Below are 20,229 nucleotides of genomic sequence, written 5' to 3'. Positions count from 1 at the left end.
ATTCCTACTGAAACACTTTTATTTAACTGTTTCATTACACACCGTCATCCGCCGTGACGACCGTATCGTCATCCGCTGTCGCACGCACGTCTCCGTCCGCATTTCCGATAACGGCACTTTTTGTATATAATATATAATCAGGAGATTGTGCCTGATGCACTTCTCCGCTGATTTATCGGCAAAAGAAACACATAACATATAAGAAAATAATAAAATCCATGGATTCAAACAGCAACAAAGCGCCCATGTACAACAGTACGTACAAGGGAAGTTTAAAAAAAGAAATAATGCAGCAGTTACACCTTGCCATACCTATTCTCATAGGACAGCTGAGTACGTCCCTGCTGGGTTTTATCGACACCATCATGGCCTCAAATCTCGGGATGACGGATCTGGCTGCAATCGCCGTCGGCTGCAGTTTCTGGATTCCTTTTTCCCTGCTCTGCATAGGTCTTTGTCTGGGGCTTTCCCCGATTATTGCCCAGCTGCTAGGTCAGAATAATCCGGAAGAAATTCCGAAGTACACGCACAACGCACTGTTTCCTCTGATGATCGTAACGGCATTTTCCATGATATTCCTGCTGATAATGCCTTCCTTCATGCTTAAATACACCAATCTGGGACCTGAGGTCATTGACAAGGCGGTAAAATACATCGATCTCGTGGTTATAGCTCTGCCTGGACTCAGTCTCTATCACCTGCTTAAAAACACTGCAGAAGGCGTTATGGTAGCTATTCCAACCATGATTATCGGTCTGGTATCAGTTCTTATGAACATTCCTCTTAACTACATATTCATGTACGGAAAACTGGGAATCCCCGAAATGGGCGCCGTGGGCTGCGGCGTGGCCACGGCAATCATCGCATGGACATCCTTCGGGATTATCTACCTTTACTGCAGATACAACAGCAGGCTTAAGGATTTCAACATTCTCAGAAAAAAGGAAAATACCGATTTCTCAATCATCAAGCACGTATCCAGAATCGGTTTTCCGGTTTCCGTTGCCCTGCTGATTGAAAACTTCACCTACTACATCTTCGGCTACGCAACCGGCTTCCTGGGAACTCAGTATACGGCCGCGCATCAGATTGCCAGCATCATCAGCGTTATGGTATTCATGCTTCCTGTAGCAGTGTCTACGGCCGAGGCCATCAGAATCAGCAACAATCTTGCCATCGGCAGCAAGAGCATGGCTCTGCTTTCGGTTAAAGCCACGGCCATAATCTCTCATGCCATTATCCTTCCGGTCTGTTTTTCAATTTTCTTCTTCCGTCATGAAATCATTTCATTCTTTACGGAGGATCCGGCACTGCACAAACTGGCCGCCCCGCTGTTTTTTGCCATACTCGCGTTTCAGGTACAGGACGCTCTGTTCGGAATCTGTCTGGGGATCGTTCGCGGATTCAAGGATACCAAAACCATGATGCTCGTGAATTTCGTGGTTCTCTGGTGCATGAGTGCGCCTCTTGGTTATCTGATCGGTTTTACCGATTTCTTCGGCAGAAAATACGGCCTCTATGGTCTGTGGGGCATTCTGGTTTTCTGCTACTGGAGTCTGACCATAGCCTTCGGCGCAAGAAGCATCTACCTCTTCAGACATCATAAATTCAAAATCTACCGTTACTGACAGAGCGGTACCCGGTTCAAACGCCTGAAAATTTGCTAAAAATCTCAAACCGATTCAGGCGTATGTTCACGTTCCCGGAAAAATTAATATAATATTACCGGTGGTTAATCATCCACCTGTTTTTTATTCCCGTTCCTGAGTTTTTGTATTACGGAGATGACATGTTCAGCCGATATCAACTGATAAAACTTGCTTCTGTACTGCTTTCCCTTTCCGTCCTTTCCCTTTCGTCACAGGCTGCCGCCAGCGACCAGAACGAAACTCAGAAAACATCCTGCTTCAAAACCGACGGCATGAGTCAGGCCGCGGAAAAAGCCTATAAGGAATGTTTTAAGGCATACAGCGAAAGAGATGAAAATGCTCCGAAAATCTGTTTGAAATCATCCGAAAAGCACCAGGATCCGCGTGTCTACTACCTGCTTGCCAGAATTGAAAGTGAAGGCATTCACAAGATGCCCAACCAGGGAAAATACATTGATCTCATGAAAAAATCTGCGGAAAGTTCCTACCCTCCGGCTGACGAAGCTCTTGCCGAAATCATTCTTGATAACTACATTCAGCAGTTTCCTCACAACAAGGCCACCGGCGAACAGGGGCTTTTTTATCTTAACAGAGCCGCGGCATGCGGTAACGAAAAGGCTCTGTACATACTGGCAGAAATGAAACTGCATGACGACTATGATGAACTTGTACCCTACGACATCGGCAAAGGCAACAGGGAAATGCTTGATCTTCTGGAAAAAGGGAATGACCACGTACGGCTTTATGCTGCCAAATGGCTTCTTGAGAAAAAAGACATCATCGACAAAATATCCGCACAGCTTGAAGAGAGAAAAAACAGTATGGGGATTGATGCGGTTTTCCTTTCCCACATCATAAACGAATATCAGAAAGATCATGATTATCCGGTAAATCTCATGGAAGCCGCCGCCCAGAAATCCGGGCTCAAACAGGCCTACCTAAATCTTTTTGAATTCTACCGCCACAATGATGACATAAGCAGCAAACTGAGAGGTCTTATGTTTGCCGAAGCATACAGAGTATGCCGTGGCATCCCGCCATCAGGAGAACAGAAGGATGAAATCAAAATCATGATCGAAAAGACCGGAGAAAAAATAGTTAACGACGCCCTGGATTCAGGCAGACAGACCGCTGTCAACGTCGGATGCAACTAAAAGCGGAAACGGATGTCAAAAACAGTATACCTGAGACGGTGAAACGCACGGAGGACGTCAAAAGTTCCTGTTGCAAACACCGTTAAGCAGTATATACTAGATATCCGTGCAAACAGTGCGTGCTTAAACAGCGGAAAACTGCCGGTGTATTTTTCCGGTTAAAAAGTGCGCTCCGTACGGTATGAATACGAAAAATTCAGTAAATATCTCAGTAATTGTCGTTAAAATAAAAAGATATTTTGATTTAAGGTATTCTTTGACTGTAAGATTATGTAAGTTTTACAGCCTGTTAATCTCAGAGATACCTGAATACTTGGTAAGGATAAGGGAAACGGTGCTCATCCCTCCGTCACGAAACGACGGACTTTCGCACCCAGAAACATATATGAAAAAAGCAACAGTCAGATTTTTATCAGTCATCGGAATTACCCTTGTGATGCTATTTGAGGCAGGATGCGCCTACAGACCGGATCTGCATCAGGGAAACTTCACGGAACAGAAGGACGTTGACAAGCTCCGTGTAGGCATGACCCAGGAACAGGTAAAATTCGTGCTCGGAACACCTATGCTTCTTGATCCTCTTGATGACTCAAGATGGTACTACATCAACTTCGTCCGCGAGGGCTGGAATGATCCTGAGTACCGGACTCTGATAGTTATCTTTGATGAAGACAGGGTTGTACGTGAAATCTCCGGCGATTTTCAGAAGCCGCAGAAATTCTATAATCCACTTACACAGTACTGAGACTAATCATCGGGGAAGCATATGAAAATCGGCTGGCTGATTCTTGCCTTTTTTGTCAGTGGTTGCGTTACCATACCGGAAAGAAACCCGGCTAAGCTTCCTCTGCATCTCAACACCTTCAAGGCATCAAACAACGGCATTTTCACCGACAGACCAGACCTTGACTACAAATTCAACGCCTATTCAAAGGAATGCGGTATCGCAATTTATCAGAGTGCCGACAAACTGGCGGAACTCTTTGCCTCAACACTTGACAAGAACTCCCCTGACTATCTGTATCTGCAGCAGTCAGGTTTTCTGTACGAATACAACCAGTGCATGACTCTTGCAAAAGACAACATCAGAGTACGTACCGTAGACTTCAAAAAATACATGGCTGCACAAAACGGTTCCGCAGCGAACGAAAAGACATCCGCATCAAAAACCGGCGAACAGACGGACAAAGCTCAGCAGAAGCCCGATAGTCAGAAAACCGGTACCGCAAATTCAGCGGACGCATCTTCAGCAATGAAAAACATACCGAAAAGAAGAGCTTTTCCGGTTAACAGGGATTTTCAGAACAGCTACAACAATCTGGCGGCAGCCAAGCCTAAGACTCCGGAAGATATTGCGGCCATTATCCTCGATTTCTATCTGATGAAGGATTATAACAGTGCCAACGCCTGGCAGAACGAACTGTCTGGAGTTCTTACCAGGGAAGACAACATTTCCCCGGAACTTTATGTAGCCAGATACTTTTTCAGGCATAAGGAAACCAAGGACATCGGATACAAAATGCTGGAAGACTACGCCGCATACGGCAGTGTCAGAGCGCTGGAAATTCTGGATACGGCATCAGGCATAAAATACCGAAACGAACATCCGATGTGCCAGAAAAAATACCAGAAAATTGTGGAAATGCATACCAGGGATGACGAGTAGAAGAATACTGTCTGCTCCGCGATTCACGCTCTTTTCAATTCACCGGCAGGTCATTACCCCCTGAAATCCGCAGCTCAGCCGTCACAACTGATAAATTTTTGGATAGGTTCACACACACCCGCCGTTCGTAATTGTATGATAGAACACGTGTGTTTAACGTATCAGAGGAGCCCTTTCAGGCTCATTCCTCCCCTGAACGTAAATGATAATTTGAATAATAACGGGACAGCAGATGTCAGAAAACAATACTAATAATACCAGCACCGGCAGCGGTTCAGAACCGGTTATCGACAATCACAAGCTTGAACAGGCCATTGTAAATCTCAATGAATCCAACACTCAGATCAATACCCAGAGAGTTATTCAGCTTCTCTGCAGCGCGAAACTGGTGGTTCCGTTCAATATTTCTGATGAAGACAAGGCTGTCAGAACCGAAGAAAAGGAAAACAGTCAGGGAGAAGTAATAATCAACAAGGGCGCATCCATAAATCTGGTGTTCCTGACCAATGAAGAACAGGAAACCTACTGCCCGGTGTTCACCTCCAAGGAAGAATCCGACAAAATGACCATTCCGTGCTCAGGCATGTTCGTTCAGCCTTTCATGGCACTCGCAAAGGCTGTTACCGCAGATAATCTCGGCATCAAGGGGATGGTTATCAATCCTTTCGGTATGGCCATGACACTCTCTGTTCCTCTTCTCAAGGACATTATCAAAAGAGCTGAGGAGCAGTCCAGAAACCGCAACTATACTCTCAAGGCAGGAGAAAAGGTGGTAATCACCGAACCGGATGCCTCAGCCAAGACGCTCACCGACATCGTTACTGCCGTGGTAAGAAACCACAAGTGTATCGAAAGAGCCTTTTTGAGAAAGATGATAAGGCCGCAGGCTGAAACCGCAAACAACTCCAGCTACCTGATTATTCTGGATTCCAGCGATCCTGATGAGGACATCACTCATCTTTTCAGGGATCTCGGAAAGCTGTGTACTCCTCACGTCAAGGACATGCCGCTGGATTTTCTGCGATACGATGAAGACAACAACTTCATTAAGGAAGCGCTTGCCGGAGCAAAACCTTTTTACCGCAAAAAGAAATTCGGAATTTTTTAATTCCGGATTTGTTGAAACGGCGGGCATAAACGCCGTTCCGTTCTGATTCTGTTAATTCATGGAAGTAAGATTATTTATGAAAAACGATGTTTTAATGGCTAAAGAATTAAGCTGGATCTCTTTCAATGAAAGAGTTCTGCAGGAAGCACAGGATCCGAGTGTACCAATTATTGAAAGAGTACGCTTTCTGGGCATTTATTCCAGTAATCAGGACGAATTCTTCAAGGTTAAGATCGCCGAACTGAAAAGACAGGTCATGATTGACGAGGAAAACAATCAGAACTCTCCCGCAAGACAGCTGCTGAAGAAGGCTCTCGCCAGAGTAAAACAGCTGGGCAAGGTTTTCGACAAGACCTACAAGGAACTGATGGAAGAGCTCAAGACCCACAACATCTATCTTCTTGACGAAAATCAGATTTCCGAAACACAGCGTGAATGGGTCAGAAACTTCTTCCGCGCCAACGTGCTCAAACACATCAGTCCGGTAATCATCAATGAAAACATAGACCTGGTAACCTTCCTCAAGGATAAATATCCTTATCTTTTTGTAAAAATGAGCAAAAAGAATAAAAAGGACCAGTACGCTCTTATTGAAATTCCGACTGACAATCTGCCAAGATTCATTCAGATTCCGTCAGACAACAGGAAAGACAAGGTGCTGATGATTCTTGATAACGTAATCCGCATCGGCCTCAACCGTATTTTCCGAGGGCTTTTTGATTATGACGAAATCTGTGCCTACACCGTGAAAATGAACAGAGATGCCGAATATGACCTTTCCGCTCAGATTGACAGAACTCTGCTCGAAAACATGTCACAGAGTCTCAAGCAGAGACTTATCGCCATGCCGGTCCGCGTAGCCTACGACAGGGAAATGCCAAAGGGGATGGTTGAGCAGTTCATCAATCAGCTGCACATCAAAGACATGGATTCCGTAATGGACGGCGGCAGATACCACAACTTCAAGGATTTCATCAGTTTTCCGAATGTGGGAAGGGAATACCTTGAACACACCAAGCTTCCGGCTCTGAACTCCAATAGATTCGATCAGGCAAGCAACATGTTTCAGGCTATAGCGGCCGGGGACATTCTGCTTTACTACCCTTACCATTCATTCAGATATTTCACGGAACTTCTGCGTCAGGCATCTTACGATCCGGCAGTAAGATCCATAAAGATAAATATCTACCGCGTGGCCAGCAACAGCCGTGTTATCAACTCCCTGATTGATGCCGCCAACAACGGCAAGAATGTTACCGTGGTGGTGGAACTCAAGGCAAGATTTGATGAAGAGAACAATATCCGCTGGGCCAGCAGACTTACCGAAGCCGGCGTAAAGGTGCTGTTCGGCATGCCTAGTCTCAAGATTCACTCAAAGCTCTGTCTCATCACCAGAATCGAGAACGGAGGCATTGTCCGTTATGCTCACATCGGCACCGGTAACTTCAATGAAAAAACGGCTAAAATCTACACAGACTTCGCCCTCTTCACAAAGAACCAGGATCTTACCGAAGAAGTGGAAAAGGTGTTCGACTTCATTGAGTACCCTTACACCAGACCTAAGTTCAATCATCTGATGGTATCCCCTATCAATTCACGTAAAAAGATTTATGAACTGATTGAAAACGAAGTCAAGAATGTTCAGGCCGGTCTTGAAGCCAGAATCATTCTGAAGGTCAACAACCTCGTGGACAAAGCTCTGATCGATAAACTGTATCAGGCTTCCCAGGCGGGGGTAAAAATTGAAATTATCGTCAGAGGCATGTGTTCTCTGCTTCCGGGGGTTCCGGGATTAAGCGACAATATCAAGGGCATCAGCATAGTTGACCGTTTTCTTGAACATCCTCGCATCATGTACTTCCATAACAACGGAGATGTTAAGCTTTACATATCATCAGCCGACTGGATGACCAGAAATCTTGATTTAAGAATTGAGGTAGGTACGCCAATCTACGATCCTGAACTGAAGAATCACATTCTTAACATTCTCAATATTCAGCTGAATGACAACATGAAAGCCAGAATCATCAATAAAGAACAGGACAACCAGTACGTTCAGAGAGGCAATCACAGGAAGATCCGCTCCCAGATAGCCATCTATGAATACGTACAGACTCATGAAAGAAACCTCAGTCTGCTGAATCCGATAGCTGATGAGAAAAAGACGGGTAAAAAAACGACAAATGTTAAAAAGACTGATAAAAAGGCGAAATAAACACTGATGTCAGAGATTAATCCCGGTATCACGCATACTGGGATTTTCATTTAATGATCCGACTGTTGAACTGCCGGCTAATCAGGAAGATAAGACCTTATACCGTTTCGCAGTTCCTTTTGCCAGTCACTGCTTTTTACCCCGAAAATCTCGGAAATTCTGGTATTGTCCAGTGTACTGTTTCTCGGACGCTTAACCTTTGAGGGATATTCGGCTGCACTGATCTTTTCAATTACGTGAGAAATACCTGCTATTCCGGCATCTGTCGCCGCCTTTCTGATGAATTCAGCCATCTCATACCTGCTTACATAAGGAGTACCGCTGTAGTTATAGATACCCCAGTCGCAGAAATTCTCATCAGTTGCTATTCTTTCGGCTACCGTCAGGCAGGTTTCAGCAAGATCTCCGGCGTAGGTGGGACCGCCTGTTTCATCCCCTACCACTCTTACCGGATTACCGCTTTTTAATCTCTTCAGAATGGCGCTGACAAAATTTGAAGCCCCTCGGTTAAACAGCCATGAGGTTCTGATAATCACCGAACGACCGGCCGAATACATAACCGCACTTTCTCCCTTAAGCTTGGTATCTCCGTAGGCATTCAGAGGATTAGGCATGTCATCCTCCGTATAAGCCCCCTGCTTCGTTCCGTCAAAAACAAAATCGGTGGAAATGTGAATCAGAGGAATACCGTAGGTACGGCAGATTAGGGAAAGCTCAAGAGGCAGACGGAAATTGAGCAGATGGTTGTCATGAGCACCTTCTGTTTCGGCTTTTTCCACATTGGTATAGGCAGACGCATTTATTATCACGTCAGGAATTCCGTCATTAACAGCTGAAACAAGTTTTTGGGTAGATACCGAATCACCAGAAGCAGGAATGCTGTCACTCCCCATAAAAACAGGAGTAATCCCTCTTTCGGCGCATCTTTCAGCAAGTGCGCGGGCAAGCTGTCCGTTTTTACCGATAATCAGAATTTTCACGAATCTATCCTACCTTCCGAATTCTTTTAAATACCAGTCAAAGGTAAGAGACAGCCCCGGGGTTAAATCCGTCTCTCTTCTGAACCCCAGTTCATTCATGAGTTTTCCGGCATTTACCGCATAACAGATGTCATGTCCCGGTCTGTCTGCAACGTGTCTTATCAGGTCTTTAGACCTGCCTCCGTGACACACGGCGGCGTTCGGGAACAGTCTGCAAAGTTCTTCAGAGGACCTGATCCTTTCGTCAATCAGAGAAAGAATTCCTGAAATCATTACATTGTTTGTTAAAGGCTCACCGTCGATGTTGTAGTGTTCTCCGCTGCGGCCGTTGCGCATTACGAAATCAATGGCTCTGCAATGATCTGTAACAAAAATCCATTCACGTACCTGTTCACCGTTTCCGTAGACAGGTATCTCCTCCCCGTTCAGTGCCCTTGTAAATGTCATGGGCACCAGCTTTTCCGGATGCTGGCAGAAACCGTAGGTATTTGAACCGTGAGTTACGGTGACATCAAGACCGTAGGTCTGATGGAAAGCTCTTACCATGAGATCGGCCGAAGCTTTTGAAGATGCGTATGGTGAATTCGGTCTGTACGGATGCTCTTCAGTGAAATGGACGTCCTCCACGGATTTCAGCGTTCCGTATACCTCATCGGTTGATACCTGGTGAAATCTGGTGTTCTCCCATTCTCTTCCGTTCTCCTGCCAGCAGTTTCTGCAGGCTTTAAGGAGCGAAAAGGTCCCCTCCACATTTGTTTTGATAAAAATGTCGGCATCGGCAATGGAACGATCCACGTGGGATTCAGCGGCAAAATTAACCACCCTGTGTATTGAATATTGTCTTATCAGCAGTTCCACAAGCGGCGTATCACAGATATCCCCTCTCACGAACAGAAATCTGTCTGCATGATTCTTCATGACTCCGGAAAGATTATTCATGTTTCCGGCATAGGTAAGCTTATCCAGCACCACAACGAAGGTATCGAAGTAGTTTTCAAGAATATAACCGACAAAATTAGATCCTATAAATCCGGCTCCGCCGGTAACCAGAATACATTCCCGCATAGATTTACTCCGAAAAAACAAACAATCACCAGCCTGTCAGACAGTCAATCAACATCTTCAGGAAGGTCTTTTTAAAAATATGCCGCATTCTTAAATAATACAGCCCCGGCATCCTTTGCCGAAACCAGAGGTTCAATCATTTCTCCCCTGTCATTTCTCATTATCGGCCAAGCAATGTCAAGCTCTCCGTCATTCCACATAACCGTCTGTTCTGATGCTGGATCATAGTAATCGGTACAGCCGTATACCATACAGGCCTTTTCACTAAGAACATAAAATCCGTGGGCAAATCCTTCGGGAATCCAGAAAATGCGGTGATTATCCGCAGACAGAATAACGGATACGCTTTTTCCGAATGTCGGACTGTTCCTTCGCAAATCAACGGCAACGTCAAAAACTTCACCGAACACCACTCTCACAAGCTTCCCCTGAGGATGCTTCATCTGACAGTGAAGACCTCTCAGAACGCCTCTGGAGGATACTGACTGATTAACCTGGACAATTGTCTTTCCGCCGGATAAATCGAAAAAATCTCCAGCCCTGACAACTTCTGAAAATTCGCCCCTTGAATCCCCGAAAACTTTCGGTTCTATAATTTTAACGTCAGGAATCAAAGTGTCTTTAATCTGCATAAATCTCATTCCTGTAACGGATTATCTCCATGTGACGACCTCATTCACGAAAAACAGAAGTTTCCGCAAGCTCGGCAAGATACCTGCCGTAATCACTGCATTTATATTTTTCCGCCAGTTTTCTAAGCTGACCGTTATCTATGTAATGCATTTCGTAGGCAATTTCATCAGGAGAACATATCTGGCAGTTGAGTCTTTTTTCCAGTGTTCTGATATACGATGAAGCATCCAGCAGAAGTTCCGGAGTTCCCATGTCAAACCAGGCTACTCCGCGACCGAGCAGTTCAACCCTGAGATTGCCGTTTTGGAGATAAATATTGTTTATATCGGTTATTTCAAGTTCATTACGGGCAGACGGAATAATGCTTTTAGCATATGAAACAACACTGTTGTCGTAAAAATACAGTCCAGTTACCGCATATTTGGAAACCGGATTATCAGGCTTTTCCACTATTGATACCGGTTCCTGTCTGTCGTTGAACTCAATCACTCCGTATCTTTCAGGATTGTTGACGACGTAACCGAATACCACAGCCCCGCTCTGAAGGGAGGCACACTTCTGCAGCAGATCAGGAAACTTGTGACCGTGATAGATATTGTCACCGAGAATAAGGCACACGCTGTCGCCGCCGATAAACTCCTCTCCGATAAGAAAGGCCTCGGCTATTCCGTTCGGACTGTGCTGAACGGCATACCTTATGCTGAGTCCCCACTGGGAACCGTCATCAAGAAGGCTGCGATAGAGAGACTGATCCCTTGGTGTGGAAATAACCAGTATATCCCTGATTCCCGCAAGCATGAGAATGGACAGAGGATAGTAAATCATCGGTTTATCGTATACGGGAAGCAGCTGCTTGTTCGCGGCAATGGTCAGAGGCCAGAGTCTGCTGCCTGTTCCACCCGCCAGAATGATTCCCTTCATGATTTCAACCTCAATTAAGTCCGGATTACACGGAATGCTTCTGCAGAAAAAAACACCTGATTAATACAACAGGCATCCCGAAGATTTTCTCTCCGGAATGCCGCAAAAATAAAAGACCTGAACAGAGGTATTACAGATAAGGATCTTCCTTGTTCAGATAATTTATCACATAGTCTGCAACGCCTTCCTCAAGAGAAGTCATAGGCTTGTCATACCCTGCCTCGCGAAGCTTGGACATGTTTGCTTCAGTAAAATACTGATATCTGTCTCTGATGCTTTCAGGCATATCCACAAAAGTGATTTTTTCTTCAAGTCCCAGAGCATTCCAGGTAGCCTTGGCAAGATCATAGAATGAACGTGCCTTGCCTGTTCCCACATTAAACAGGCCGTTTACTTCAGGATGCTGCAGAAGCCATACGATTACGTTAACAACATCCTTTACGTATACGAAATCTCTCAGCTGCCAGCCGTCCTTATAGTTCGGATTGTATGACTTGAACAGCTTAACAGGTTCATTGTTCTTAACAGACGGGAAGATATGCGCGATAACAGACTTCTGACCGCCCTTGTGATACTCATTAGGACCGTATACGTTAAAGAACTTCAGACCAGCATACTGCTTTGGAGTGGCTCTTCCCTCGGCAATTTCACGTGCAACCTTGACATCAAAGGAAGCTTTACTCCAGCCGTACGGATTAAGAGGACGCAGGGATTTGAGATAATCAAGAGAGGCATTGTCATCAAAGCCGTTTTCACCTGAACCGTAGGTAGCTGCTGAAGATGCATAAATAAACTGTGCATTATTGTCACGGCAGAAGCACCAGAGCTTCCATGCCAGCTGCTGATTATTGGTCAGTATTCTGTCAACATCTCTCTCGGTGGTTGTGGAAATAGCGCCCATGTTGATTACTGCGGTGATTTCAGACTTGTGAGCCTCCAGAAAATCATCCATCTGTTCCGGAAGAATGATTCCGCCGAGTTCATGCTTGGCAAGATTCTTCCATCTGTCGTCTGTTCCCAGCCAGTCAACAACGTAAACATCATGAATGTTCAGTTCGTCAAGCTTGGCTACAATGCATGAACCTATAAATCCAACACCGCCTGTAACGATAATCATAAAATTTTCCTCAATTCAAAAAACTGACAGTCACGGGCTGTCAACAGATTAAATTCCTTTAATTCAAAGAAATTACATCTTCTTCATGCAGACTTATATCAGCCGCATGTTTCCGTAAAAACTCATTAATGTCATCAGTACTGCCCACGCTGTCAACGGCAATATGATTGCAGAGCACTGCCCTGGCAAGTTCACTTCCGCCGTTTTTACCGCAGATAACGGCAATCAGGCAGTCACAGCCTGATTTGATGTCGTTGAGCTTTTCAATCTGATCGGCACTCAGAGAAGTGAAATCACTGTAAACAATCTTAACAGACTTGTGCTGCTTTCCTGCCTTGGCAATCAGAGCTGCAAGGTCATCGTCACTCAGCATTGAGCTTTCGGCTCTTGCCCTGCCGATATCGGAACAGGCGTTGCAGAGTTCCTCGAAGGAAACAGTGGCTGTCCCCAGTTTGCCCACCACAATGCCGGAAGCCTTGTTGGCAAGCACCATGGCATCCTTGATCGCCATGCCTGCACCGATGGCCATACCGAGTGTGGCAAGGGTGGTATCGCCTGCACCTGATACATCGTAAACTTCACGAGCTTCGGTGAAGATATGATTAATCTTCTTTTCCCTTCTGGAAATATGAAGCATGCCGTACTCACTGAGAGTCACAATTAGATTGTCTATATCGTGAGTTTCCATGAGACGAACGGCACCTTCTGTAACTTCTTCATGGAAGGTTTCGCTCTTCGGAGAATATTTTCTGCCTGTAGCTTCACCGAATTCCTTGAGATTAGGTTTAATCAGGGTGGCTCCGCGGTACTTTGAATAATCAAGCCCCTTGGGATCCGCAATAACCGGTTTGTTCAGCTTACGGCAGATGCTGATAATCATCTGAGTGGTTTCAACGGTAAGAATCCCCTTGTTGTAGTCAGAAAGAAGAACCACATCAGCCCCTTTGATGGCTTTCATAAGAATGCTTTCAAAACGGTCAAGAACATTGGCGATGATCGGAAGATTCTTTTCGTGGTCAACTCTGACAATATGATTGTTTCCGGCAATAAGTCTGGCTTTTACAATTGTAGGATAATCATTAAGACGAAGCAGATGGCTGTGCACTCCGATATTCTTGAGGAGTGATGAAATCTTGCGACCTTCCGCATCATTGCCGATAACTCCCAGAAAATCACACTTGCAGCCCAAGGAAGTAATATTGGCCACCACGTTACCTGCACCGCCAAGCATTTCCTTCTCATGATCGTATTTGAAAATAGGCACCGGAGCTTCAGGAGAAATTCGTTCAACTTTACCGTAAATAAAACGATCCAGCATAATATCTCCGATAACCAAAGGACTGATTTTACGGAGTTTTTCCAAACGTGTTGCAGACATGCGGTATATCCTCTTATTATAAATTGTTCATGTTCGGACTGTACGGTAAGTCAGAGCAGGCCATCCCAAACAACTTAGCACATATTACCATATTATAAGGGATTTAATGCATTATAATAAACCACAAATGCACAGCGGTTCACTGCTTTGACTGTTTTTACGGACAATATGTCCGTTCCTGCCTGATTAAAAGACCGTATTCCGTTTAATTAAGAGAATAAACACATAAAAAAAGGAGTCATGACAAAACATGACTCCCTTAGATAATCCAGCTTAAATATTAAGCTTTAGGACTTGCCTTTGGTGCTGCAGCGGCAGCCTGAACTGAGGCCTGTTCTTCCTTACCGCCTACGGAACCTAAATAGGTTGGAAGCTGCAAGCCAGCCATCTTTGCAACATCATGAAGAGGCGGAAGACTCTTTACCATGCCTGACAGAAAATCAGCTGTTGAAGTCTTGCCGTCACCTGAACCGTTGCCACGATCCCAAACGGTAACCTTATCGATCTTGATATTGCGAATAGCTTCAGTCTGCAGAGTAACGATGTCCTGAAGTTTTTCGATCATCAGGAGGGTTGAAGCCGCGTTAACGTCGTCACCGGCACTCTGAACAAGTCTCTTATAACCTTCAGCCTTAGCTTCAAGCAGAGCCTTCTGACCTTCTGCTTCAGCCTTATACTTGAAGAGGATGGCGTCTGCGTCACCCTGTGCAATCTGTCTTGCCTTTTCAGCTGCAGCTTCTGCTTCAATGATGATCTTCTGCTTGTCGATTTCCTGCTTGGCCACTTCAGCGGCATTCAAACGTTGCTTTTCTGCTGAGTACTGAGCCTTCTGAATTTCAACTTCAGCTTCACGCTTTGCAACTTCAGCCTTACGGAATGCTTCAGCTTCGATAACCTTCAGTTCAGCATTTGACAGAGCTATGGTCTGCTTAGCTTCGTTTTCACCCTTGATTGCCAGAGATTCCTGATCAGCAACGTAACAGCGCTTTTCAGCTTCAGCCTTCTTGATACCCTTCTGAGCGGAAGCATCGTTGTTGGCAACCTGAATATCCTTATCCTTTCTTGCTTCAGATTCACCGATAGAACCGAGCTTATCCTGAATGGCCACATCAACCTTAGCCTTGTTTACAGCTTCAGAAGCGGCTTTCTTACCGATACTTGCGATGTAGTCAGCCTCATCGGTGATATCGGTGATGTTTACGTTGATAAGATTCAAACCGATTTTGTTGAGTTCAGGTTCAACATTGATACGAATCTTGGTCTGGAAGTTTTCACGGTCACCGTTGATTTCTTCAATGGTTAAAGATGCAACGGTAAGACGTAACTGACCGATAATGATGTTACGGGCCATGTCTTCAATATCATCAACTGACTGATTTAACAGACAGTCTGCAGCGTTACCCATAATGTTTTCGTCAGGAGAAATCTGTACGGTAAAGCTTGATGGCACGTTAATACGGATATTCTGCTGTGACAGAGCACCGGTTAATGGAATATTGATGGTCATCGGAGTAAGGCTCATGTAGGCATAATCCTGAATCAGAGGCCACACGAAGGTACCACCGCCGTGAATACATTTTGATGAACGACCTTCACCGAACATGAAACCGTAAACTACCAGAATCTTGTCTGAAGGACATTTGCGGTATCTGTTGACCAGAAATACAATGGTTATGAACACTATGATTATACCAAGTGCCACCATCAGCATATAAGGCATATTTATATTCTCCTATGGTTATAGATTTATCCAAAAAAAAGCTTAATAAAAAAACAAATCAGTTTTCAATCTGTTTCGTAACTTCACTGATTGAAAAATCACTCAGTTCCAGACCAATCTTTTCAAGTTTCGGACTGATACTGCACCTCATTCTCTCCACAAATATTTCATCAACGGCACTGATGTCAGAAAGAGATGAGTTTGCGATTAACCAGCGCACCTCACCGACAATAATGTTGTCTGCCATATTCATAATGTCTTCATCAGACTGATTTAACAGACACTCCGCTGCGTTCTCAACAACCGGTTCACCTGACGCAATCTGCACAGTGTAACCGACTTTTGCCCCGTAACTCCCTTCTTTTGTCATAATTCTGTCTAACGCCAAACTTCCTTTCCTCGGTCTGAGATCCAGATAAGCAAAATCCTGAAGCACAGGCATCACGAACGCTCCTCCACCATGTATACAATAGGTTTGTGAACCTTTTCCGGCAAAGTATCCGTATACAACCAGAACCTTATCTGCAGGACACTTGCGATAACATCCGGCAGCAAACAATCCTATTGCAACAGGAATAACAACGAAAACAACAATCATCAGAGGTGTCATAACCGAACATACTCCATAACAAAAAACTTCATATCAGAGAACATAACACCCGCAAAAGTTCCATGATTCTGACAGGATATACATCACCTTCTCAGATGAAACTTCCGTAACATGCCGGCATTCCGGTCTCTGAACACTGGGAAACAGCGACACCGGCAGTTCAGGACATTATTCCTGTTTTGCAACCACCAGAAGATTTCCGTCACGGCTTGAGACAATCTTAACCAGAGAGCCGGTTAAAAATTCTGCTGAAGAGTCTTCCGCTACAGCATCTATGTACTTGCGACGCCCCTGAACATCAACTTCAACCTTACCCATCTGATTAGGCTTGATGGACAGATAAACCTTGGCTGTCTTGCCTACGGCATTTGCTATATCCACGGTACCTTCACTCTGAAGTTTAAGGATTGTGGCTCTGAGCTTGTGTACGATATAGGCCATACCTAATCCTGCTACACAGGTAACGGCAAGAGCAAGTATTATCGCTACAGCACCAGGTTCATCAAATCTTGTAATTGTATACAGCCCCGCGGTACCGCCAACCATCGAAAAAGAAGCTATGGACATCAGAGAGAAGAATTTGAATGAAAAATCTGAGGCTCCGAGATCACAAAGCCCTGTTCCCTCCGTATCAATGCCGACACCGATAAAAGAAAGACAAACTTGAATTACAAAAATAAGCGTACCCGCAAATATCAGCAAGGAAAAAATCAGATATGGCATATCAAAAAGCTGAGCAAATTCCATTGTCAATCTCCTAATTACAGATCTAACAAAACCCCCGAACAAACACACATGTGCGACTTTTTCAATCGTCGCTTTTTTTATGCATTCCATAATTAATACATGGAACGTCCTTCATATTTTTTCAAGAGATACTGTACGAAAAAACATGAATTTTCATGTCTGTATTATCAAATAAATGAATAATTTAATAAGTAAAAACCGAACAAGGAACAAGTAAAATTTCGAGAATTATCACATTATTTATGTGACGGTGCCATGAGAGCTTTTTCTGGGCTCTCACGACACCTGAATTCATGCAATTTCTGACGGCAGATTATCACTAAACAAGATTCTTGAAAAAGGGCTTCATGCGTTCCACCACGCCCTGACTGTGAGCTCCGTATGCAACCACGGCGATACAGAGAAAATATCCATTGATTATGGGATGAATACTCAGTAACCATGGATTTTCGACCAGCTGCCAGATAACACTCACAAAAATGGCGAGAGCTGCCACGTATCCGATTCGGTAGTTTTTAAATACCGTCCAGACAAGAAGAAAAGCCAGAGGCATCAGGGTATCGGTTATTTCCTCGGCAGTGAAATTCATTTTTGACAGATATGCAGAAAAATTGCTGTCGGTCATGGCTCCTGTCACGAGCGGCCTGAAAGCAAGCAATGCCAGAAACAGCCTGCCGATTTTTGCCGACTTCTGTCTGTTTCTCAGTTTAATGATTTCGGGAAACTTTTCCAAATCTTCAGGAGTGATCGCTTCCTCTCTGTTATCAGTGAATTCAGGCGACTCAACGGCCTTGTGATGCGAAACTTTTGAAAGAGATTCAGATGATGAAATATCGCATGAATCTGATTCGCATGAGTTATCCCCGCCGGCGTTCTCCGAACTAATTTCCTGGCAATCCAAGGATTTCTGCATCATCTGCTTTTCCATTATTAAATGCCGACATACACTCTGAGAATAACGGCAATCCAGCTGACCGCAGTGTATGTCAAAGACAGGAAAACAGCTGCTGACCCCATATCTTTGGCTCTTCCTGACAGTTCGTGATACTCGTCTCCGATACGATCCACAACTGCTTCAATTGCCGAATTAATGATTTCTGCGAGAAGTACCAGAAAAGGTCCGCTTATGAGAGCTATAAAATAAAGAACCTTGGCCTCCTGTGCGTCACTGACAATCCAGAACGCAGAAGCAAAAAGAATCACGGAAAGAATGCAGTCCTGCCTGAATGCCGCCTCATTGATAAAAGCAGTCTTCAGTCCCTTTATACTGTATTTGCCGGCATTAATAATTCTGGTAATGCCGGTTGCTCCTGTCTTAGCCATATTTATATTTTCCTTTACTTAACCACAAAATTTTCAAATCTTAACTGACAATAAAGCTCAACTTTCCTTTACGTAACCGACAATCAGCATCAGTTACATCTTCTGATTATCATACAACAAAAAGTAACATAAACATCTGTAAAAATTAAAAACAGTATGAAAGACAGGATAGTGAGCAAAAATATTTATACGACAAAAACATTACTGACAGGAATTATCCGTTTTTCTTTTCCATAATCAGAGACAGCAGAGCATTGCATCCGTTAACAAGATCTTCGTACGTCTGCTCGAAATCACCGGTATACCAGGGATCAGCCACATCTTTCGGACTGTCCGTAAAATCCAGCAATCTGAAACATTTGTTTTCAGGATCTCCGTTTACAATTCTTTTCAGGTTTATTTCATTACTTCTGTCCATATACACCAGATAATCATATCTGCGGTAGTCCTCAATGCTCACCTGAGTTGCTCTGTGATCGGTAAACGGAATATGGTGTCTTCGTAACTGTTCCTGAGCAGGTGGATAGATTGGATTTCCTCTGTTCCCCCAGATTTCCTCACGACTTGTTGCAGCTGAATTGATTTCAAAACGATCTGATAAATTACGCTGATTGACAATATTTTTAAAAATAAATTCAGCCATTGGAGATCTGCATATATTGCCATGGCAAACGAAGAGCACCCTTATTGTCATTACTGATTATCCTGAAATGCCGAGAAATGCCTATTTCTGCAAGGTTTGCCGGCTCTCAAACGATGCAGAAGTACCTTTTTGAATTTTAACAGAAATGGCATATATAGCCAAAACTACGCAATTTGTAACAGTGAAAAGTAGTCAGATAGTAGTAAAAATCGGGTAGTCTACTACTCGGATATTTATTAGACCTGATATTCGTAAAACAGTTGATTTTTCAGAAATTAAGAAAGCTCATACCGTTATGATCATGAGCTTAAAAATTAATTTTGTTACCCGCAGTACACGCACTCGGAACCGACAAATACCATGGCATAGGCCTTAACCTGCCTGTCCCGGAACTCCAGCGCTGATTTGTATCTTAAAACCTGATCTGTTGCATCTTTTACAGTGTTTTGAATCTTTGCTTCCGAGGCTTCAGTCTTTGTAGCGTACTTAAGTTCGATAAGATAAATGCACTGGTTACTTTTTCCCTTGTTAACGGTTATCACCAGATCGGCAAACTTTTCTCCTTTTCCGACAACTCTAAGAGACTTCTGCATTTCAACAAATATACCGCGCAGGGATTTAAGCTTGGTGTAGAGTGTCAGATTAAGTGCCATTTCGCTCATGTGAGTCAGTACCTGATTGGTGAAGATTCCGCTCAGAAATTCCGTACAGGATGAGGCAAATGAACTGATATCATCATTAACATCACGTAACGATGATATATCAAGAACTGTATCGGTAAATACCGTATTTGTTTTTAACCGCATGTCAGCGATGCATTGAGCAAACAGCTTTGACATGAAAAGATTAGGTATTTTGAGAGCCAGAGCGGTACTGTCTGAAGCAACCTTATCAATAGTCAGATACCCGAGATAATAGAGCATGGAGAGAAGCTGATCCCGGTCATATTTAGTTACTTTATTTAAATTAATGTTTTCCGACAGTTTATCCAGAAAGAACAGATCATTACTCAAATAGCTTTCCACGATCTCATCTACCAGACTGGGTTCGGCAATTTCAAACAGTTGCTGCAACTTGGAGCCGTCATGGTCTGATGCAGGATCCAGATAATCCTCCGGAGGGAGAAATTGCTGTTTATTCTGAACTGTTCTTAAATAATAAAGACACATGGATGAATTAAATACGGTGTGTTCAGCCTCCTGACTGAAACAGTATCCGTCATACACCGGTTTCATTCTGGCTATTATTTCATCTGAGCTTATGCCAAGCTTTTCAATATCAACAAGCTGAGGAATAAGCT

The 20,229-nt window shown here is 44.1% G+C and carries 19 protein-coding genes; 6 read left to right on the top strand and 13 right to left on the bottom strand.

Annotated features, from left to right (window positions below):
• Window positions 1-218 precede the first annotated feature (218 nt).
• The 6 genes from T489_RS0107260 to ppk1 all read left to right on the top strand — a co-directional run bounded on the left by T489_RS0107260 (window position 219) and on the right by ppk1 (window position 7,792).
• Window positions 219-1,628: an MATE family efflux transporter gene (locus tag T489_RS0107260; protein ID WP_031579397.1), complete on the top strand. Its 1,410-nt coding sequence runs from the start codon at window positions 219-221 to the stop codon at window positions 1,626-1,628.
• A gap of 161 nt (window positions 1,629-1,789) precedes the next feature.
• The gene (locus T489_RS0107255) at window positions 1,790-2,803 is read left to right on the top strand and encodes a hypothetical protein (RefSeq protein WP_031579396.1); all 1,014 of its coding nucleotides are present in this window, start codon (window positions 1,790-1,792) and stop codon (window positions 2,801-2,803) included.
• Window positions 2,804-3,188: 385 nt separating this feature from the next.
• The gene (locus T489_RS0107250; RefSeq protein WP_051621881.1) at window positions 3,189-3,548 is read left to right on the top strand and encodes an outer membrane protein assembly factor BamE; all 360 of its coding nucleotides are present in this window, start codon (window positions 3,189-3,191) and stop codon (window positions 3,546-3,548) included.
• A gap of 21 nt (window positions 3,549-3,569) precedes the next feature.
• Complete coding sequence (locus T489_RS0107245) at window positions 3,570-4,469, top strand: hypothetical protein (protein WP_031579394.1); 900 nt, start codon at window positions 3,570-3,572, stop codon at window positions 4,467-4,469.
• 232 nt (window positions 4,470-4,701) lie between these two features.
• Complete coding sequence (locus T489_RS0107240; RefSeq protein ID WP_031579393.1) at window positions 4,702-5,577, top strand: enhanced serine sensitivity protein SseB C-terminal domain-containing protein; 876 nt, start codon at window positions 4,702-4,704, stop codon at window positions 5,575-5,577.
• Between the two features lie 76 nt (window positions 5,578-5,653).
• Window positions 5,654-7,792 carry a polyphosphate kinase 1 gene (gene ppk1 / locus T489_RS0107235; RefSeq protein WP_051621880.1) on the top strand — a complete coding sequence of 713 codons (2,139 nt, stop codon included), beginning with the start codon at window positions 5,654-5,656 and terminating at the stop codon, window positions 7,790-7,792.
• A gap of 77 nt (window positions 7,793-7,869) precedes the next feature.
• Here the strand turns inward: ppk1 and rfbD are convergent, their stop codons facing one another.
• The 13 genes from rfbD to T489_RS15445 all read right to left on the bottom strand — a co-directional run.
• Window positions 7,870-8,772, bottom strand: coding sequence for a dTDP-4-dehydrorhamnose reductase (gene rfbD / locus T489_RS0107230; RefSeq protein WP_031579391.1), 903 nt, complete (start codon window positions 8,770-8,772; stop codon window positions 7,870-7,872).
• Between the two features lie 9 nt (window positions 8,773-8,781).
• On the bottom strand, window positions 8,782-9,837 hold the full coding sequence (gene rfbB / locus T489_RS0107225) for a dTDP-glucose 4,6-dehydratase (RefSeq protein ID WP_031579390.1): 1,056 nt from the start codon (window positions 9,835-9,837) through the stop codon (window positions 8,782-8,784).
• Between the two features lie 71 nt (window positions 9,838-9,908).
• Window positions 9,909-10,469 (bottom strand): dTDP-4-dehydrorhamnose 3,5-epimerase, encoded by a 561-nt coding sequence (gene rfbC, locus T489_RS0107220; RefSeq protein WP_031579389.1) that lies wholly within the window; start codon window positions 10,467-10,469, stop codon window positions 9,909-9,911.
• A 40-nt stretch (window positions 10,470-10,509) separates the two neighbouring features.
• A complete protein-coding gene (gene rfbA, locus T489_RS0107215) occupies window positions 10,510-11,391 on the bottom strand; it encodes a glucose-1-phosphate thymidylyltransferase RfbA (RefSeq protein ID WP_031579388.1) in 882 nt (293 codons plus the stop codon).
• Window positions 11,392-11,521: 130 nt separating this feature from the next.
• On the bottom strand, window positions 11,522-12,508 hold the full coding sequence (gene rfaD / locus T489_RS0107210; protein ID WP_031579387.1) for an ADP-glyceromanno-heptose 6-epimerase: 987 nt from the start codon (window positions 12,506-12,508) through the stop codon (window positions 11,522-11,524).
• Window positions 12,509-12,566: 58 nt separating this feature from the next.
• Complete coding sequence (rfaE1, locus tag T489_RS0107205; RefSeq protein ID WP_051621879.1) at window positions 12,567-13,886, bottom strand: D-glycero-beta-D-manno-heptose-7-phosphate kinase; 1,320 nt, start codon at window positions 13,884-13,886, stop codon at window positions 12,567-12,569.
• A gap of 280 nt (window positions 13,887-14,166) precedes the next feature.
• Window positions 14,167-15,606: a flotillin family protein gene (locus tag T489_RS0107200; RefSeq protein WP_037319157.1), complete on the bottom strand. Its 1,440-nt coding sequence runs from the start codon at window positions 15,604-15,606 to the stop codon at window positions 14,167-14,169.
• 58 nt (window positions 15,607-15,664) lie between these two features.
• Window positions 15,665-16,216, bottom strand: a complete 552-nt coding sequence (locus T489_RS0107195) for an SPFH domain-containing protein (RefSeq protein WP_031579384.1) — start codon at window positions 16,214-16,216, stop codon at window positions 15,665-15,667.
• A gap of 168 nt (window positions 16,217-16,384) precedes the next feature.
• Window positions 16,385-16,963 (bottom strand): hypothetical protein, encoded by a 579-nt coding sequence (locus T489_RS0107190; protein ID WP_031579383.1) that lies wholly within the window; start codon window positions 16,961-16,963, stop codon window positions 16,385-16,387.
• 319 nt (window positions 16,964-17,282) lie between these two features.
• A complete protein-coding gene (locus T489_RS0107185) occupies window positions 17,283-17,879 on the bottom strand; it encodes a hypothetical protein (RefSeq protein WP_157608124.1) in 597 nt (198 codons plus the stop codon).
• A gap of 14 nt (window positions 17,880-17,893) precedes the next feature.
• Window positions 17,894-18,286, bottom strand: a complete 393-nt coding sequence (locus T489_RS0107180) for a diacylglycerol kinase (RefSeq protein WP_031579381.1) — start codon at window positions 18,284-18,286, stop codon at window positions 17,894-17,896.
• A 214-nt stretch (window positions 18,287-18,500) separates the two neighbouring features.
• A complete protein-coding gene (locus tag T489_RS0107175; protein WP_031579380.1) occupies window positions 18,501-18,980 on the bottom strand; it encodes a low molecular weight protein-tyrosine-phosphatase in 480 nt (159 codons plus the stop codon).
• 272 nt (window positions 18,981-19,252) lie between these two features.
• A partial coding sequence (locus tag T489_RS15445) for a PD-(D/E)XK nuclease domain-containing protein (RefSeq protein WP_031579379.1) occupies window positions 19,253-20,229 on the bottom strand: 977 nt, incomplete at its 5' end.

This window comes from Ruminobacter sp. RM87, assembly GCF_000701925.1.
GTDB lineage: Bacteria > Pseudomonadota > Gammaproteobacteria > Enterobacterales > Succinivibrionaceae > Ruminobacter > Ruminobacter amylophilus.
This window is presented reverse-complemented; position numbering and strand designations above follow the sequence as displayed.

Bases quoted from the DNA above. Each gene is read 5' to 3' on its own strand.
- T489_RS0107260 (WP_031579397.1), top strand. From the start codon at position 219: ATGGATTCAAACAGCAACAAAGCGCCCATGTACAACAGTACGTACAAG.
- T489_RS0107255 (WP_031579396.1), top strand. From the start codon at position 1,790: ATGTTCAGCCGATATCAACTGATAAAACTTGCTTCTGTACTGCTTTCC.
- T489_RS0107250 (WP_051621881.1), top strand. From the start codon at position 3,189: ATGAAAAAAGCAACAGTCAGATTTTTATCAGTCATCGGAATTACCCTT.
- T489_RS0107245 (WP_031579394.1), top strand. From the start codon at position 3,570: ATGAAAATCGGCTGGCTGATTCTTGCCTTTTTTGTCAGTGGTTGCGTT.
- T489_RS0107240 (WP_031579393.1), top strand. From the start codon at position 4,702: ATGTCAGAAAACAATACTAATAATACCAGCACCGGCAGCGGTTCAGAA.
- ppk1 (WP_051621880.1), top strand. From the start codon at position 5,654: ATGAAAAACGATGTTTTAATGGCTAAAGAATTAAGCTGGATCTCTTTC.
- rfbB (WP_031579390.1), bottom strand. From the start codon at position 9,837: ATGCGGGAATGTATTCTGGTTACCGGCGGAGCCGGATTTATAGGATCT.
- rfbC (WP_031579389.1), bottom strand. From the start codon at position 10,469: ATGCAGATTAAAGACACTTTGATTCCTGACGTTAAAATTATAGAACCG.
- rfbA (WP_031579388.1), bottom strand. From the start codon at position 11,391: ATGAAGGGAATCATTCTGGCGGGTGGAACAGGCAGCAGACTCTGGCCT.
- rfaD (WP_031579387.1), bottom strand. From the start codon at position 12,508: ATGATTATCGTTACAGGCGGTGTTGGATTTATAGGTTCATGCATTGTA.
- rfaE1 (WP_051621879.1), bottom strand. From the start codon at position 13,886: ATGTCTGCAACACGTTTGGAAAAACTCCGTAAAATCAGTCCTTTGGTT.
- T489_RS0107200 (WP_037319157.1), bottom strand. From the start codon at position 15,606: ATGCCTTATATGCTGATGGTGGCACTTGGTATAATCATAGTGTTCATA.
- T489_RS0107195 (WP_031579384.1), bottom strand. From the start codon at position 16,216: ATGACACCTCTGATGATTGTTGTTTTCGTTGTTATTCCTGTTGCAATA.
- T489_RS0107190 (WP_031579383.1), bottom strand. From the start codon at position 16,963: ATGGAATTTGCTCAGCTTTTTGATATGCCATATCTGATTTTTTCCTTG.
- T489_RS0107185 (WP_157608124.1), bottom strand. From the start codon at position 17,879: ATGATGCAGAAATCCTTGGATTGCCAGGAAATTAGTTCGGAGAACGCC.
- T489_RS0107180 (WP_031579381.1), bottom strand. From the start codon at position 18,286: ATGGCTAAGACAGGAGCAACCGGCATTACCAGAATTATTAATGCCGGC.
- T489_RS0107175 (WP_031579380.1), bottom strand. From the start codon at position 18,980: ATGACAATAAGGGTGCTCTTCGTTTGCCATGGCAATATATGCAGATCT.